The following is a 15,680-nucleotide window of genomic DNA, read 5'->3' on the forward strand; positions in this document are numbered from 1 at the left end:
ATACCACCGTCAACGCGGCCGTCAACGTCGTCTTGCCATGGTCAACGTGACCAATCGTGCCGACGTTCACATGCGGCTTGTTACGCTCGAATTTTGATTTGGACACGACGCGTTCCTCTTATGCCTAATTACTGTTGGTTTCTGGTGAGCGCTTCGACAACATGCGAAGGCGCTTCCGAATATTTCTCGAACTGCATGGTGTAGGTCGCGCGACCCTGGCTCATCGAGCGCAGGTCGGTCGCGTAGCCAAACATCTCCGACAGCGGCACTTCGGCAGAAATCTGCTTGCCGGTGGGAATGTCTTCCATGCCCTTCAGGTTGCCACGACGACGGTTGAGGTCGCCCATGACGTCACCCATGTAATCCTCGGGAGTCACGACTTCGACATCCATCATCGGCTCGAGCAGCACAGGCGATGCCTTGCGAGCACCGTCCTTGAACGCCATCGAGCCGGCTATCTTAAACGCAACTTCGTTAGAGTCAACATCATGGTACGACCCATCGTAGAGGGTGACCTTGATATCGACCATCGGATAGCCGCTGACGACGCCGTTGGTCATCGCTTCCTGCACGCCCTTGTCGACCGCGCCGATGTATTCCTTGGGAACCACGCCGCCGGTGATGGCGTTGACGAATTCGTAGCCCATGCCGGCCTCTTCCTGAGGCTCGACACGCAGATAGACGTGACCGTACTGGCCGCGACCACCGGATTGGCGAACGAACTTGCCTTCCTGCTCGACCTGCTTGCGAATGGTTTCGCGGTAAGCCACCTGGGGCGCGCCGACATTGGCTTCGACGTTGAACTCGCGCTTCATGCGATCAACGATGATCTCCAGATGCAGCTCGCCCATGCCGGAAATGATGGTCTGGCCGGTTTCCTCGTCGGTGCGCACACGGAAGGACGGATCCTCCTGCGCCAGCTTCGACAGGGCCACGCCCATCTTTTCCTGATCGGCCTTGGACTTGGGCTCCACGGCGACGGCGATAACCGGCTCCGGGAACTCCATGCGCTCGAGGATGACCTGCGAGTCGACCGCGCACAGCGTATAGCCGGTAGTGACGTTCTTCAGGCCGACCACGGCGGCGATATCGCCAGCGCGCACTTCCTTGATCTCTTCACGCGAGTTGGAGTGCATCTGCAGGATGCGGCCGACGCGCTCTTTCTTGTTCTCGATCGGGTTGTAGACCGAGTCGCCCGAGGCGAGCACGCCCGAGTACACGCGAATGAACGACAGCGAGCCGACGAACGGATCGGTTGCGATCTTGAACACCAGCGCGGCGAACGGCGCGTCGTCCTTGGCCGGGCGCTCGATCTTCACTTCCGGATCGTTGGCATCCAGACCCTTGATCGGCGGCACTTCGGTGGGCGACGGCAGATAATCGACGACCGCGTCGAGCATTGCCTGCACGCCCTTGTTCTTGAAGGCGGTGCCGCAGATGGTCAGCGTGATCTCGTTGTTGATGGTGCGCTTGCGCAACCCGGCCTTTATATCTTCGACGCTCAGCTCGCCGGCCTCGAGATATTTCTCCATGACCTCTTCGTCGGCCTCGGCAGCCGCCTCGACCATTGCTTCGCGATATTTCTCGGCATCTGCCTGCAGATGCGCGGGAATGTCGCGCGCCTCGAAGGTACGACCACCGTCTTCCTGATTCCAGTAGATCGCCTGCATGCGAATGAGGTCGACAATGCCCTCGAATTCGTCTTCGGCGCCGATCGGCAGCTGCAAGGTCACCGGCGTACTCGCCAGGCGCGACTCCATCATCTCCAGGCAACGCCAGTAATCCGCACCCAGCTTGTCCATCTTGTTGACGAACACGATGCGTGGCACGTGGTACTTGTTGGCCTGGCGCCAGACCGTCTCGGTCTGCGGCTCGACGCCGGCGTTGGCATCCAGCACACACACGGCACCATCGAGCACACGCAGCGAACGCTCGACTTCAATGGTGAAGTCCACGTGTCCGGGGGTGTCGATGATGTTGATCCGGTACTGATCCGGATACTGCTGTTCCATGCCCTTCCAGAAACAGGTGGTGGCAGCAGACGTGATGGTGATGCCGCGCTCCTGCTCCTGTGCCATCCAGTCCATCACGGCGGCACCGTCATGCACTTCGCCCATCTTGTGGGAAATGCCGGTATAGAACAGAACGCGTTCCGTGGTCGTCGTCTTGCCGGCATCGATGTGGGCCATGATGCCGATATTGCGATAACGTTCGAGGGGATGATTCCGGGCCATGAATAGTTCTCTTTAAGCTTTTCTTGCAATTGGGTAGCAGCGCGACCGCGCGCTTACCAGCGGAAGTGCGAGAAAGCCTTGTTGGCGTCGGCCATGCGATGCGTGTCTTCACGCTTCTTGACCGCGGCACCGCGATGCTCGGAGGCATCGATAAGCTCGCCCGCCAGACGCTGCGCCATGGAGTGCTCGCCACGCTTGCGCGAGGCATCGATCACCCAGCGCATTGCCAGCGTGGTGCGGCGAATCGCGCGCACTTCGATCGGCACCTGATAGGTGGCACCACCGACACGACGGGACTTGACCTCGACCGCGGGGCGCACATTGTCGAGCGCTTCCTGAAGGACTTCCAACGGCTCGTCGGTGCCCTTCTTGGTGCTGATCTGGCTCAAGGCGCCGTAGACGATGGCTTCTGCCTTCGACTTCTTGCCATCTTCCATGATCATGTTCATGAACTTGGCCAGAAGCTCGCTGTGGTAGCGAGGATCAGGCAGGATTTCGCGGCGCGGCGCGGATGCACGACGGGACATAGCTTTACTTCCGTGTCAGTTAGATCAGGACTTCGGCTTCTTGGCGCCGTACTTGGAACGGCCCTGACGACGAGCCTCGACACCGGAGGCGTCGAGTGCGCCACGCACCGTGTGATACCGCACGCCGGGAAGATCCTTCACACGACCGCCGCGGATGAGTACCACGGAGTGCTCCTGAAGATTATGACCTTCGCCGCCGATGTAGCTGGCTACTTCAAAACCGTTGGTCAGACGAACTCGCGCGACTTTACGCAAAGCAGAGTTCGGCTTCTTCGGCGTCGTCGTATACACACGCGTGCACACGCCACGACGCTGCGGACAACCCTGCAGCGCAGGGACGTCATTTTTCTGGGGCTTGTCTTTGCGGCCCTTGCGGACCAATTGGTTGACCGTGGACACGTCGTCACCCTGCTCGATCGATAAAAAAAACAAGGCAGTCCGACACATGTCGGACTGCCGATAGAGGACGGCGGATACTAATGGTGGCGTGCGCCCGTGTCAAGCACAAACACACGCCACCGGCGCATCACGCCGAGTCTTCGTTACTCGACTCCGGGGTCGACTCGGTCTCGGAGCTTTCGCTTTCGACTTCCGCCGGCTCGGCCGCACGTGGCGCCAGCGCCGCCTTGAGGTCCAGTGGACCCTGGCGTTCGCGACGGCGCTGCTCGTGGTATGCCAGGCCGGTACCGGCCGGAATCAGGCGGCCCACGATAACGTTTTCCTTGAGGCCGCGCAGCTCGTCCCGGGCACCGCGAACCGCGGCTTCCGTGAGTACACGCGTGGTCTCCTGGAAGGACGCCGCCGAGATGAACGACTCGGTCGACAGACTGGCCTTGGTTATGCCCAGCAGCAGACGCTCGTAGGTCGCGCCGATCTCACCCTTGGCCTCGACCCGGCGGTTCTCCGCCAGCAACGTCTGGTACTCGGTCTGCTCGCCTTGCAGGAAGGTGGTATCACCGGCATCGGTGATCTCGACGCGACGCAGCATCTGACGCACGATCACTTCGATGTGCTTGTCGTTGATGCGCACGCCCTGCAACCGGTAGACGTCCTGGATTTCCTTGACCAGATAGTCCGCCAGCTTGGCGATACCCTGCAGACGCAGGATGTCGTGCGGCAACGGCTCGCCGTCGGAGATGATCTCGCCCTTCTCGACGTGCTCACCCTCGAAGACGTTGATCTGACGCCACTTCGGAATCAGGATCTCGTTCTCGTAGCCGTCGCCGTCGACGATCTTGAGACGCTGCTTACCCTTGGTGGCCTCGCCGAACCGCACGGTGCCCGCGGCCTCGGCGAGAATCGCCGGCACCTTGGGTTTGCGCGCTTCGAACAAGTCGGCGACACGCGGCAGACCGCCGGTGATGTCGCGGGTCTTGGACGATTCCTGCGGGATACGGGCACAGACGTCGCCGACGACCACTTCCTGGCCGTCCTCGACAACCACGATCGCTTTCGGCGGCAGACTGTAGGCTGCCGGAATCTCGGTGCCGGGGAACGTGAGTTCCTGGCCTTCGTCGTCCAGCAGCTTGATGACCGGACGCAGATCCTTGTTCGCCGAACCACGCGATTTCGGCTCGGTCACGACCAGCGTGGACACGCCGGTGATCTCGTCGATATCGCGCTGTACGGTCACACCCTCGATGAACTCCTCGAGCTTCACCTTGCCGGCGACCTCGGAGATGATCGGATGGGTGTGCGGATCCCAGTCGGCCAGCCGTGCGCCGGCCTTGACCTGCTCGCCGTCGGCAACGTGCAGACGCGCACCGTAGGGGATCTTGTAGCGTTCCTTCTCACGCGAATTCTCGTCCATGACGCCGATCTCGCCGGAACGCGACACGGCCACCAGATGGCCACCCTCGGCGTGCTGCACGGTCTTGATGTTGTGCAGCTTGACGGTGCCGTCGGTCTTGATCTCGACGCCGTCAGCGGACACGGCACGCGATGCGGCGCCGCCCACGTGGAAGGTGCGCATGGTCAGCTGGGTGCCGGGCTCACCGATCGACTGCGCGGCGATGACGCCCACGGCCTCACCGATGCTGACCTGCTCACCGCGGGCCAGATCGCGACCATAACACTGGGCACAGACGCCGAATGTGGCCTCACAGGTGATCGGGCTGCGTACATGCACCTCATCGATCGAATACTCTTCGAGCAGCTCGACCTGTTTCTCGGACAGCAGGCTGCCGGCATCCAGCAGCGTGTGGTTGGTCGCCGGGTCGATCACGTCCGAGGCCAGCACACGGCCCAGTACGCGTTCGCGCAGCGGTTCCACCACGTCGCCGCCTTCGACGATCGGATACATCATGACGCCGCGGTCGGTGCCGCAGTCGTGATCGGTGACGACCACGTCCTGGGACACGTCCACCAGACGCCGGGTCAGATAACCCGAGTTTGCGGTCTTGAGCGCGGTATCGGCCAGACCCTTACGCGCACCATGCGTGGAGATGAAGTACTGGAGTACGTTCAGCCCCTCGCGGAAGTTCGCGGTGATCGGCGTTTCGATGATCGAGCCGTCCGGCTTGGCCATCAGGCCACGCATGCCCGCCAGCTGGCGGATCTGGGCAGCACTACCACGGGCGCCGGAGTCGGCCATCATGAAGATCGAGTTGAACGAGGTCTGATCGATCGGATTGCCTTCCGAATCGGTGACTTCGTCGGTGCCGAGCTTATCCATCATCGCATTGGCGATCTGCTCGTTGGCACGCGACCAGATGTCGATGACCTTGTTGTAACGCTCGCCCTGAGTCACCAGACCCGAGGTGTACTGCTCCTCGATCTCCTTGACTTCGCCCTCGGCGCGCGTGAGCACCACGACCTTCTCGTCGGGGATGACCATGTCGCCGATGGCGATCGAAATGCCTGCCTTGGTCGACATCCGGAAACCGGTGTACATGAGCTGATCGGCGAACACGACCGTGTCCTTCAGACCCACATTACGGTAGCTGGAGTTGATCACAGCGCCCACGGCCTTCTTGTCGAGTTCGCGGTTGATCAGCGAAAACGGCAGACCGGTGGGCAGAATCTCGGACAGCATGGCGCGACCGACCGTGGTCTCCACGATATGGGCCACCGGCGACGCCTTGCCGTCTTCATCCAGCACCACGTCGTCGCTCAGGCGGACCTTGATATGCGCCTGCAGGTCGACCTGCTTGGCGTCATAGGCACGGAATACCTCGGCCACGTCGGAGAACACCATGCCCTCGCCGGCACAGTTCACGCGCGAACGGGTCATCCAGTACAGACCCAGCACGACGTCCTGGGTCGGGACGATGATCGGCGCGCCGGAGGCCGGCGACAGGATGTTGTTCGACGCCATCATCAGCACACGCGCTTCCAGCTGTGCCTCGATGGACAGCGGCACGTGCACGGCCATCTGATCGCCGTCAAAGTCGGCGTTGAAGGCCGTGCAGACCAGCGGATGCAGCTGGATCGCCTTGCCTTCGATGAGCACCGGCTCGAACGCCTGGATGCCCAGACGATGCAGGGTCGGCGCACGGTTGAGCATGACCGGGTGCTCGCGGATGACCTCCTCGAGCATGTCCCAGACTTCCGGCTCTTCGCGCTCGACCATTTTCTTGGCCGCCTTGATCGTGGAGGCCAGCTCCAGATGCTGCAGACGCGAATAGATGAACGGCTTGAACAGCTCCAGCGCCATCTTCTTGGGCAGACCGCACTGGTGCAGCTTGAGCGTCGGGCCGACCACGATGACCGAACGGCCGGAGTAGTCGACGCGCTTGCCGAGCAGGTTCTGACGGAAGCGGCCCTGCTTGCCCTTGATCATGTCGGCCAGCGACTTGAGCGGGCGGCGGTTGGAGCCGGTGATCGCACGGCCACGACGGCCGTTGTCGATCAGCGCATCCACGGATTCCTGCAGCATGCGCTTTTCGTTGCGCACGATGATGTCCGGCGCATTGAGCTCCAGCAGGCGACGCAGACGGTTGTTGCGGTTGATCACGCGCCGATACAGATCGTTGAGATCCGAGGTCGCGAAACGGCCGCCGTCCAGCGGCACCAGCGGACGCAGATCCGGCGGCAGCACCGGCAGCACGCGCAGAATCATCCACTCGGCCTTGTTGGCCGACTGCTGGAAATACTCCAGCAGCTTGAGCCTTTTGCCGAGACGCTTGATCTTGGTCGCGGAACCGGTCGCGGCCAGCTCTTCGCGCATACGCTGCGCTTCGGCGGCCATGTCCATGTTCTTGAGAATGTCGAGTACGGCCTCGGCGCCCATCTTGGCGTCGAATTCATCCCCGTACTGCTCGACCGTGTCGAGGTATTCCTCTTCCGAAAGCAGCGAATACGGCTCGAGCGGGGTCATGCCCGGATCGGTAACCACATAGGCTTCGAAATAGAGCACGCGCTCGATCGCGCGCAGCGGGATATCCAGCAGCAGGCCGATACGCGACGGCAGGCTCTTGAGGAACCAGATATGGGCAACCGGCGAGGCCAGGTCGATATGACCCATGCGCTCACGACGCACCTTGGTCTGGGTGACCTCGACGCCGCATTTCTCGCAGATCACACCACGGTGCTTCATGCGCTTGTACTTGCCGCACAGGCACTCGTAGTCCTTGACCGGGCCAAAGATACGCGCACAGAACAGCCCGTCACGTTCCGGCTTGAAGGTCCGGTAATTGATGGTTTCTGGCTTCTTGACTTCGCCGAACGACCACGAGCGGATCGTTTCCGGCGAGGCCAGACCGATCTTGATGGCGTCGAACTCTTCGACTTCTTCCTGACTTTTGAACAGATTCAGCAGATCTTTCATGTTCTACTCCGGATCGTGAGGGGCATCGGCACGTCACACGACGATGGGCAACCGTCGCAACCAGCCCGGTGATTGATCACCGGGCCGCCGCAACCCGTCACTGATCGTCTTCCTCGAGTTCGATATTCAGACCAAGGGAACGAATTTCCTTGGTCAGTACGTTAAACGACTCCGGCATGCCGGCATGCATCTGGTGATCGCCATCGACGATGTTCTTGTACATCCGGGTGCGTCCGGTCACGTCATCCGACTTGACCGTGAGCATTTCCTGCAGGGTGTAGGCAGCGCCATACGCCTGCAGGGCCCAGACTTCCATTTCGCCGAAGCGCTGACCGCCGAACTGCGCCTTGCCGCCCAGCGGCTGCTGGGTGACGAGGCTGTACGGACCGGTGGAACGCGCATGCATCTTGTCGTCAACCAGATGGTTGAGCTTGAGCATGTACATGTAACCGACCGTGACGGGACGACTGAACTCTTCGCCGGTCCGACCGTCGATGAGCGTGGCCTGACCCGATTCCGGCAGACCCGCGAGCTTGAGCAGCGCGCGAATCTCGTCTTCGTTGGCACCATCGAACACCGGCGTGGCGGTGGGCATGCCACCGACCAGGTTCTGAGCCAGCACCAGCATTTCGTCGTCGTCGAGACTGTCGATGTCTTCCTGGGCGCCACCTTCGGTGTAGTACGCCTTTTTCAGGAACTCACGAATCTCGCCGATCGCCTGCTGCTGTTCGAGCATTTCGCCCACACGCAGACCGATACCGCGGGCGGCCCAGCCCAGATGCGTTTCCAGCACCTGCCCGATGTTCATGCGCGACGGCACGCCCAGCGGGTTGAGCACGATGTCGGCCGGCGTGCCGTCTTCCAGATACGGCATGTCCTCGACCGGCACGATCTGGGAGATCACGCCCTTGTTGCCATGACGCCCGGCCATCTTGTCACCGGGCTGCACGTGGCGCTTCACCGCGAGATAGACCTTGACCATCTTCAGCACACCCGGCGCGAGCTCGTCGCCCTGGGTGATCTTTTCCTTCTTCGAGGTGAAACGACGCTCGAAGTCGGCTTTCTGGTCTTTCAGGCGCTGAGCAATGGCTTCCAGCTGCGACTGCGCGTCTTCACTGGCCAGGCGGATATCGAACCACTTGCCACGATCCAGGCCGTCCAGATAGGCCGCGGTGACCTTGGCATCGGCCTTGAGCTTGTTCGGGCCACCGTCGGCGACCTTGCCCAGCAGCATGGAACGCAGGCGATCGAACAGATCGTCCTCGAAGATACGCTGCTGGTCGTTGAGATCCTTGCGGACCTCGTCCAGCTCGTCCTGTTCGATCGACAGGGCTCGGGCATCCTTCTCGACGCCGTCACGCGTGAATACGCGCACGTCGATCACGGTGCCGTCCATGCCCGGCGGAACACGCTGCGACGAATCCTTCACGTCGGACGCCTTCTCGCCGAAGATGGCACGCAACAGCTTTTCTTCCGGAGTCAGCTGGGTTTCGCCCTTGGGCGTGACCTTGCCGACCAGAATATCGCCGGCCTTCACTTCGGCACCGATATAGGCGATACCGGACTCGTCCAGCTTGCCCAGCGCGGATTCGTTCACGTTCGGAATATCCGAGGTGATCTCTTCCGGCCCGAGCTTGGTCTCGCGCGCCACACAGGTCAGTTCTTCGATATGCACCGAGGTGAAGCGGTCTTCCTCGACCACCCGCTCGGAGATGAGGATGGAATCCTCGAAGTTGTAACCGTGCCACGGCATGAACGCCACCAGCAGGTTCTGGCCCAGGGCGAGCTCGCCCATGTCGGTGCTCGGACCATCGGCCAGCACGTCACCGCGCTGGATGCGATCGCCGGGCTTAACCAGCGGCTTCTGATTCAAGCACGTGTTCTGGTTGGAACGCGTGTACTTGACCATGTTGTAGATATCGACGCCGGCTTCGTCTGCCGAGGTCTCGTCGTCATAAACACGAACCACGACACGCGAGGCGTCGATCTTGTCGACCACGCCACCGCGGCGTGCGGTCACCGCGTTGCCGGAGTCGATCGCCAGCTTGCGCTCGATACCGGTACCCACCAGCGGCTTGTCGGCACGCAGGCAGGGCACGGCCTGACGCTGCATGTTCGAGCCCATCAGGGCGCGGTTGGCGTCGTCATGCTCAATGAAGGGCACCAGCGACGCGGCTACCGACAGAATCTGCTTCGGCGACACGTCCATGTACTGAACGCGATCCGGCGTCGACATGGCGAATTCATTCTGGTGACGACAGGACACCAGCTCGTCGACCAGCACACCGTTTTCGTCCACGCGGGCATTGGCCTGCGCGATCACGTAGCGGCCTTCTTCGATCGCCGACAGATATTCGACTTCGGTCTGCGCGGTGCCGTCCACGACCTTGCGGTACGGCGTTTCCAGGAAGCCGTACTCGTTGGTGCGGGCATAGACCGACAGCGAGTTGATCAGGCCGATGTTCGGGCCTTCCGGCGTCTCGATCGGGCAGATACGACCGTAATGGGTCGGATGCACGTCACGGACTTCGAAACCGGCGCGCTCACGGGTCAGACCGCCCGGCCCGAGTGCGGACACGCGACGTTTATGCGTGACCTCGGACAGCGGATTGTTCTGATCCATGAACTGCGACAGCTGCGAGGAGCCAAAGAATTCCTTGACCGCGGCTGCTACCGGCTTGGCGTTGATCAGATCCTGAGGCATCAGGCCTTCAGATTCGGCGATCGACAGACGCTCGCGCACCGCGCGCTCGACGCGCACCAGGCCGGTACGGAAGGCGTTCTCCGCCATCTCGCCGACCGAGCGCACACGCCGATTGCCCAGGTGATCGATATCGTCGGTGGTGCCCACGCCGTTGCGAATGGAGACCAGTTCCTGGAGCACGGCGATGATGTCTTCCTTGGACAGCACCGATGCGCCGGTCGCCTCTTCGCGACCCAGACGACGGTTGAACTTCATCCGACCGACGGCCGACAGGTCGTAGCGATCCGGGTTGAAGAACAGGTTCTCGAACAGGTTCTCCGCCGAATCCTTGGTCGGCGGCTCGCCGGGACGCATCATCCGGTAGATCTCGACCAGCGCTTCCAGCGGCGTGTTCGACGGATCGACCATCAGCGTGCTAGAGATGTACGGGCCATGATCCAGATCGTTGACGTACAGCGTCGGCACGTCCTTGATACCGGCCATGCGCAGGGCATCGACCAGCTCTTCGGTCAGCTCGGTGTTGGCCGGGGCCAGCTCCTCACCGGTGTCGGTGTCGACAATACCCTTCGCCAGAATCTTGCCGACCAGGTAGTTCTCGGGCACTTCCAGCTTTTCGATGCCGGCTTCTTCGAGCTTGCGGATATGGCGCACGGTAATGCGCCGGCCTTCCTCGACGATAACCTCTTTGCCCGACTTGATATCGAACGTCGCGGTCTCACCACGTAGGCGCTCGGGCACCAGCTCCATGGTCACACCCTTGTCGGACAGGTGGAACATGTTGGTTTCGTGGAAGATCTCGAGCATCTGCTCGGTGTCGTAACCGAGCGCGCGCAGCAGGATGGTCGCCGGCAGCTTGCGGCGACGATCGATACGCACATAGACGTTGTCCTTGGGATCGAACTCGAAATCGAGCCACGAACCGCGATAAGGAATCACGCGTGCGGAATACAGATACTTGCCAGACGAATGCGTCTTGCCACGGTCGTGATCGAAGAACACGCCCGGCGAACGATGCAGTTGGTTGACGATGACACGCTCGGTGCCATTGATGATGAAGGTGCCGGTGCCGGTCATGAGCGGCATTTCGCCCATGTAGACTTCCTGCTCCTTGATGTCCTTGACCGGCTTCGGGTTTGCCTTGCTGTCTTTATCGTAGATGATAAGACGCACGGTCACGCGTAGCGGCGCGGAATAGATCATGCCGCGGACACGGCATTCCTTCTCGTCGAATACGGGCTCGCCGAGGCGATAGCTGACGTATTCGAGCGCGGCACTGCCGGAATGGCTGGACATCGGAAACACCGACGAGAACGCCGCGTGCAAACCGTTGGCCGCGCGCTTCTCGGGGTCCAGGTCCTTCTGCAGGAACTGCCGATACGAATCGAGCTGGGTCGCCAGCAGGAACGGCATCTCCAGCACGGACGGCTGTTTTGCAAAGTCCTTGCGGATGCGTTTTTTCTCGGTAAACGAGTAGGCCATGTCACTCAACCCTCTGGTTGGACTTGCCACGAAACGGCTTCATTTCGTGGCCAAATAGCGCGCGCGTCGGGTAGCGGCAACGGGAAAAGGCCGGCAGCGTTTCCGCCACCAGCCATCGTCCCTGATGCGTCAAGTTATCAGTTCTTGCAATACCGTCTTCGGCAATATGCGTTTGCAATACTTGAGCGCTACCTGCCTTACTTAAGCTCGACTTTGGCGCCGGCTTCTTCAAGCTTGGTCTTCATTTCTTCGGCTTCCGCCTTGTCCACGCCTTCCTTCAGCGTGGCCGGAGCGGATTCGACCATTTCCTTGGCTTCCTTCAGGCCGAGACCCGTCAGGGCACGGACCGCCTTAATGGCGGAGACCTTGTTGTCGCCAAAGCTGGCGAGCACAACGTCGAACTCGGTCTGCTCTTCTTCAGCAGCGGCTTCACCACCGCCGGCAGCCGCCATGGCGACCGGAGCAGCGGCGGAAACGCCGAACTTCTCTTCCATCATCTCGACCAGCTCGACAACGTCCATCACGGACATTTCGGCGATCGCTTCCAGTACTTCTTCTTTCGTTGCAGCCATCATAGACTCCTAATACGTTGGGGCCGAACGGCCCGATTCAATTGCTTCAAGCAGCCTGCTTCTGATCGCGGACTGCGGCCACGGTACGGCTGAGTTTGGCGACCGGCTCGCGCGTGGTCCGGGTCAGCTTCTCGACAGGCGCCTTAATGACGCGCATCAGCTGAGCCAGGGCCTCATCGCGGGTCGGCAGCTTGGCCAGACGATCCAGTTGCTCGCCGGGCAGCATCTGCCCGTTGAACGAGATCGCCATGACCTTAAGGGCCTCGTTGGACTTGCGAAAATCACTGACCACGCGTGCCGCGGAACCCGCATCTTCCAGGGAGAACCCCAGAATGACCGGTCCGACGAACGCGTCGCTCATGCATTCGTAGTCCGTACCCTTCAATGCCAGCTTGGCCAGACTGTTCTTGACCACCTTCAGATACGCCCCACCCTCTCGGGCGTTGACGCGAAGGCTGTCCATCTGGCCAGCAGTGAGACCACGGTATTCCGCAAGTACTGCGGAATGCGCGCGTGTCGCCACATCGCTGACTTCTGCCACCATGGCCTGCTTGGCTTGAAAACTCATGGCCATAGTCATCACTCCTTGACATACCGACAGCGCATGCTGCCGGTCGGTTGATCGAACTCCTCCGGAGAAGAGTCCGCCTGACGACTGCCGCCCTTGCCCTTGTCGTCAACGGGGCGCAAGCGACTTACGTCATCTGCGTAGGCTGGCGTTGTCGCCTTTAAGAACTGAGACCTTCAGCTCGCCTGACGGTCTTTGACGACGCAGCCATCACGGAGCGGGCTGCGCTGCAAAGAACTCTCTCGTGGGCGCCGACCGCGCTTGTACGCGGCCGGCGTCCGTCATTCAGGCCGGCGTCGAACCCGCGTCCACGGTCAGACCGGGACCCATCGTCGTCGACAGCGACACCTTCTTGAAATACACGCCCTTTGCGTTGGCCGGCTTGGCCTTGCGCAGGTCGGCAATCAGGGCGTTGAGATTTTCCACCAACGCTTTGTTCTCGAAATCGGTCTTGCCGATCGCGCAGTGGATGATGCCGGCCTTGTCGGTGCGATACTGCACCTGACCGGCCTTGGCATTGCGCACCGCGGTTTCGACGTCGGCGGTAACCGTGCCCGTCTTCGGGTTCGGCATCAGCCCCTTCGGACCCAGAATCTGGCCCAGACGACCCACGACCGGCATCGCGTCCGGCGTGGCCACGACCACATCGAAGTTGATCTCACCGGCCTGAATCTGCTCGGCCAGATCGTTGAGGCCGACGATGTCGGCGCCCGCGGCGGTCGCCTTGTCGACGTTCTCGCCCTGGGTGAAGACCGCGACGCGAACGCTCTTGCCGGTGCCGTTGGGCATTACGGTGGAGCCGCGCACGTTCTGATCGGACTTGCGCGCGTTCACGCCCAGGTTGACGGCGACTTCGACCGACTCCTTGAACTTCGCACTGGCCAACTTCTTGAGCAGCTCGAGCGCTTCGTCGACCGGGTAGACCTTGATCGGATCAATCTGCTCGCGGATGGCCGCCTTGCGCTTTGACATCTTCGCCATGACTTAGCCCTCCACCTTGATGCCCATGGAACGGGCACTGCCTGAGATAATCCGTACCGCCGCGTCCATATCGGCCGCGTTGAGGTCCGGCCATTTCGTTTCGGCGATCTCTTCGACCTGGGCGCGGGTGACCGAGCCGACCTTGTCGCGCAGCGGATCCGCGGCGCCGGACTTGATGCCCGCCGCCTTCTTCAGAAGAATCGCCGCCGGCGGCGTCTTCTTGATGAACGAGAAGCTGCGATCGGAGAACACCGTGATGACCACGGGGGTCGGCAGACCGGGCTCCATGTCCTGCGTCTCGGCGTTGAACGCCTTGCAGAACTCCATGATATTCACACCATGCTGACCCAGAGCCGGGCCCACGGGCGGGCTCGGGTTGGCCTTGCCGGCCGGGATCTGCAGCTTGATGTAGCCTGTGATTTTCTTGGCCATTTGCTACTCCTAACAGGTGCATGCGTCACGGGCCTGCCCGGACTCCCTGTGGTTATTGAATCCTCGCCCGACATCGAGCGAGAACGTGCTTCTGTTCTAGCTCTTCTCGACCTGGCCGAATTCCAGATCGACGGGCGTCGAACGCCCGAAAATCGTCACCGCAACGCGCAGCCGGTTCTTGTCGTAGTTGACTTCCTCGACCACGCCGTTGAAATCGGCAAAGGGGCCGTCGGTGACACGCACTTCCTGGCCCGGCTGGAACACGGTCTTGGGCCGCGGCTTCTCGACCGACTCTTCCACCCGATTGAGGATCTGATCCGCTTCGGCGTCGGTGATCGGCGCCGGCCGGTCGGCCGTGCCGCCAATGAAGCCGAGCACTCGCGGCACACTCTTGACCAGATGCCATGTATCGTCGTTCATTTCCATGTGCACAAGCACATAACCCGGAAAGAACTTGCGCTCGGTGGTACGGCGCTGGCCGTCCTTGATCTCGACCACTTCCTCGGTCGGCACGAGAATATCGCCGAAGAAATCTTCCATGCCTTCGCGTGCCGCGTATTCCTTGAGGGAATCGCGAACCTTCTTCTCGTACTGCGAGAAGGCGTGTACCACATACCAATGCTTGGCCATAAGAATTCGCCTTGAGCGCCTAGGCGCGGCCGGTGAGCAGAGTGACAGCCCAGGCCAGCACGATGTCGAGCGCCCAGATGAAGATCGCGAGAATCAGCACGACCACCACCACCATGAGCGTCGTCTGGATGGTTTCCCGGCGCGTCGGCCAGACCATGCGGCGCAGCTCGGTACGCGAACCCTGCGCATAGGACCAGGCCATCTTGCCGACCTGGGTCTGGAGCGCGATCGCTACCGCCACGACAACGCCGCCCAGCATGCCGAGCACGCGCACCAGATCGGTATGCGCCGTGAAATAGTAGTAACCGACGATGCTCGCCAGCAGCACGACAATGGCGAGCCACAGCAGCGCCGTATCGAGCAGCGAACTCGCACGTTTTTCTTGGGTTGCCATCGACGACTCGATCGAAAAGAGGAACGACTGGGCTTCACGTGGCAGGCCAGGAGGGACTTGAACCCCCAACCTGCGGTTTTGGAGACCGCTGCTCTGCCAATTGAGCTACTGGCCTAAGCGTGAAACTTTATCGCCCGCGAAAAAGACGGCGGATGTTATCACAGTTTACCAGTTTGGCAACTGCCGTCACGACGCCGCGGGAGACGTCGCAGACAACAAGGCCGCAACCAACCCGAGTTCATCGAGCCGGCTGCGGCCAAGCAATATCCGCTTCGACTAAGCCGTAATCTTGGTAACGACGCCAGCACCCACGGTGCGGCCGCCTTCACGGATTGCAAAGCGCAGACCTTCTTCCATCGCGATCGGATGGATCAGCTCCACGTTCATCGTG

The 15,680-nt window shown here is 61.3% G+C and carries 13 protein-coding genes and 1 tRNA gene; all 14 read right to left on the minus strand.

All coding sequences use genetic code 11. The features are described from left to right. On the minus strand, window positions 1-106 hold a 106-nt coding region (locus ACFOSU_RS20955), incomplete at its 3' end, for a GTP-binding protein (protein WP_380689254.1). 22 nt (window positions 107-128) lie between these two features. Then, window positions 129-2,234 carry an elongation factor G gene (gene fusA, locus ACFOSU_RS20960; protein WP_380692009.1) on the minus strand — a complete coding sequence of 702 codons (2,106 nt, stop codon included), beginning with the start codon at window positions 2,232-2,234 and terminating at the stop codon, window positions 129-131. A gap of 53 nt (window positions 2,235-2,287) precedes the next feature. Further along, on the minus strand, window positions 2,288-2,761 hold the full coding sequence (rpsG, locus tag ACFOSU_RS20965; protein ID WP_380692010.1) for a 30S ribosomal protein S7: 474 nt from the start codon (window positions 2,759-2,761) through the stop codon (window positions 2,288-2,290). A 24-nt stretch (window positions 2,762-2,785) separates the two neighbouring features. Further along, window positions 2,786-3,160: a 30S ribosomal protein S12 gene (gene rpsL / locus ACFOSU_RS20970; protein ID WP_380692024.1), complete on the minus strand. Its 375-nt coding sequence runs from the start codon at window positions 3,158-3,160 to the stop codon at window positions 2,786-2,788. A gap of 127 nt (window positions 3,161-3,287) precedes the next feature. Next, window positions 3,288-7,529, minus strand: a complete 4,242-nt coding sequence (gene rpoC, locus ACFOSU_RS20975) for a DNA-directed RNA polymerase subunit beta' (protein ID WP_380692012.1) — start codon at window positions 7,527-7,529, stop codon at window positions 3,288-3,290. 97 nt (window positions 7,530-7,626) lie between these two features. Continuing rightward, complete coding sequence (gene rpoB, locus ACFOSU_RS20980; RefSeq protein ID WP_380692013.1) at window positions 7,627-11,712, minus strand: DNA-directed RNA polymerase subunit beta; 4,086 nt, start codon at window positions 11,710-11,712, stop codon at window positions 7,627-7,629. Between the two features lie 197 nt (window positions 11,713-11,909). Next, entirely contained in the window at window positions 11,910-12,284 is a 375-nt protein-coding gene (gene rplL / locus ACFOSU_RS20985) for a 50S ribosomal protein L7/L12 (RefSeq protein ID WP_380692015.1), read from the minus strand. A gap of 46 nt (window positions 12,285-12,330) precedes the next feature. After that, a complete protein-coding gene (gene rplJ / locus ACFOSU_RS20990; RefSeq protein WP_380692017.1) occupies window positions 12,331-12,858 on the minus strand; it encodes a 50S ribosomal protein L10 in 528 nt (175 codons plus the stop codon). A 279-nt stretch (window positions 12,859-13,137) separates the two neighbouring features. Next, window positions 13,138-13,833, minus strand: coding sequence for a 50S ribosomal protein L1 (gene rplA / locus ACFOSU_RS20995; protein WP_380692018.1), 696 nt, complete (start codon window positions 13,831-13,833; stop codon window positions 13,138-13,140). Window positions 13,834-13,836: 3 nt separating this feature from the next. Beyond that, complete coding sequence (rplK, locus tag ACFOSU_RS21000; protein WP_380692020.1) at window positions 13,837-14,265, minus strand: 50S ribosomal protein L11; 429 nt, start codon at window positions 14,263-14,265, stop codon at window positions 13,837-13,839. Window positions 14,266-14,361: 96 nt separating this feature from the next. Next, window positions 14,362-14,895, minus strand: coding sequence for a transcription termination/antitermination protein NusG (nusG, locus tag ACFOSU_RS21005; RefSeq protein ID WP_380692021.1), 534 nt, complete (start codon window positions 14,893-14,895; stop codon window positions 14,362-14,364). A 19-nt stretch (window positions 14,896-14,914) separates the two neighbouring features. Then, the gene (secE, locus tag ACFOSU_RS21010; RefSeq protein WP_380692023.1) at window positions 14,915-15,289 is read right to left on the minus strand and encodes a preprotein translocase subunit SecE; all 375 of its coding nucleotides are present in this window, start codon (window positions 15,287-15,289) and stop codon (window positions 14,915-14,917) included. A 39-nt stretch (window positions 15,290-15,328) separates the two neighbouring features. Then, window positions 15,329-15,404 (minus strand) — tRNA-Trp (locus ACFOSU_RS21015). Window positions 15,405-15,565: 161 nt separating this feature from the next. After that, window positions 15,566-15,680 (minus strand): EF-Tu C-terminal domain-related protein (locus tag ACFOSU_RS21020; protein ID WP_449329141.1); only part of this gene is annotated, 115 nt, incomplete at its 5' end.

It is taken from the genome of Salinisphaera aquimarina, from assembly GCF_042643355.1.
GTDB classification, from domain to species: domain Bacteria; phylum Pseudomonadota; class Gammaproteobacteria; order Nevskiales; family Salinisphaeraceae; genus Salinisphaera; species Salinisphaera aquimarina.

Excerpts from the sequence above, each read along its gene's own strand:
- fusA (WP_380692009.1), bottom strand. The coding sequence starts at position 2,234 with ATGGCCCGGAATCATCCCCTCGAACGTTATCGCAATATCGGCATCATG.
- rpsG (WP_380692010.1), bottom strand. The coding sequence starts at position 2,761 with ATGTCCCGTCGTGCATCCGCGCCGCGCCGCGAAATCCTGCCTGATCCT.
- rpoC (WP_380692012.1), bottom strand. The coding sequence starts at position 7,529 with ATGAAAGATCTGCTGAATCTGTTCAAAAGTCAGGAAGAAGTCGAAGAG.
- rpoB (WP_380692013.1), bottom strand. The coding sequence starts at position 11,712 with ATGGCCTACTCGTTTACCGAGAAAAAACGCATCCGCAAGGACTTTGCA.
- rplL (WP_380692015.1), bottom strand. The coding sequence starts at position 12,284 with ATGGCTGCAACGAAAGAAGAAGTACTGGAAGCGATCGCCGAAATGTCC.
- rplJ (WP_380692017.1), bottom strand. The coding sequence starts at position 12,858 with ATGGCCATGAGTTTTCAAGCCAAGCAGGCCATGGTGGCAGAAGTCAGC.
- rplA (WP_380692018.1), bottom strand. The coding sequence starts at position 13,833 with ATGGCGAAGATGTCAAAGCGCAAGGCGGCCATCCGCGAGCAGATTGAT.
- rplK (WP_380692020.1), bottom strand. The coding sequence starts at position 14,265 with ATGGCCAAGAAAATCACAGGCTACATCAAGCTGCAGATCCCGGCCGGC.
- nusG (WP_380692021.1), bottom strand. The coding sequence starts at position 14,895 with ATGGCCAAGCATTGGTATGTGGTACACGCCTTCTCGCAGTACGAGAAG.
- secE (WP_380692023.1), bottom strand. The coding sequence starts at position 15,289 with ATGGCAACCCAAGAAAAACGTGCGAGTTCGCTGCTCGATACGGCGCTG.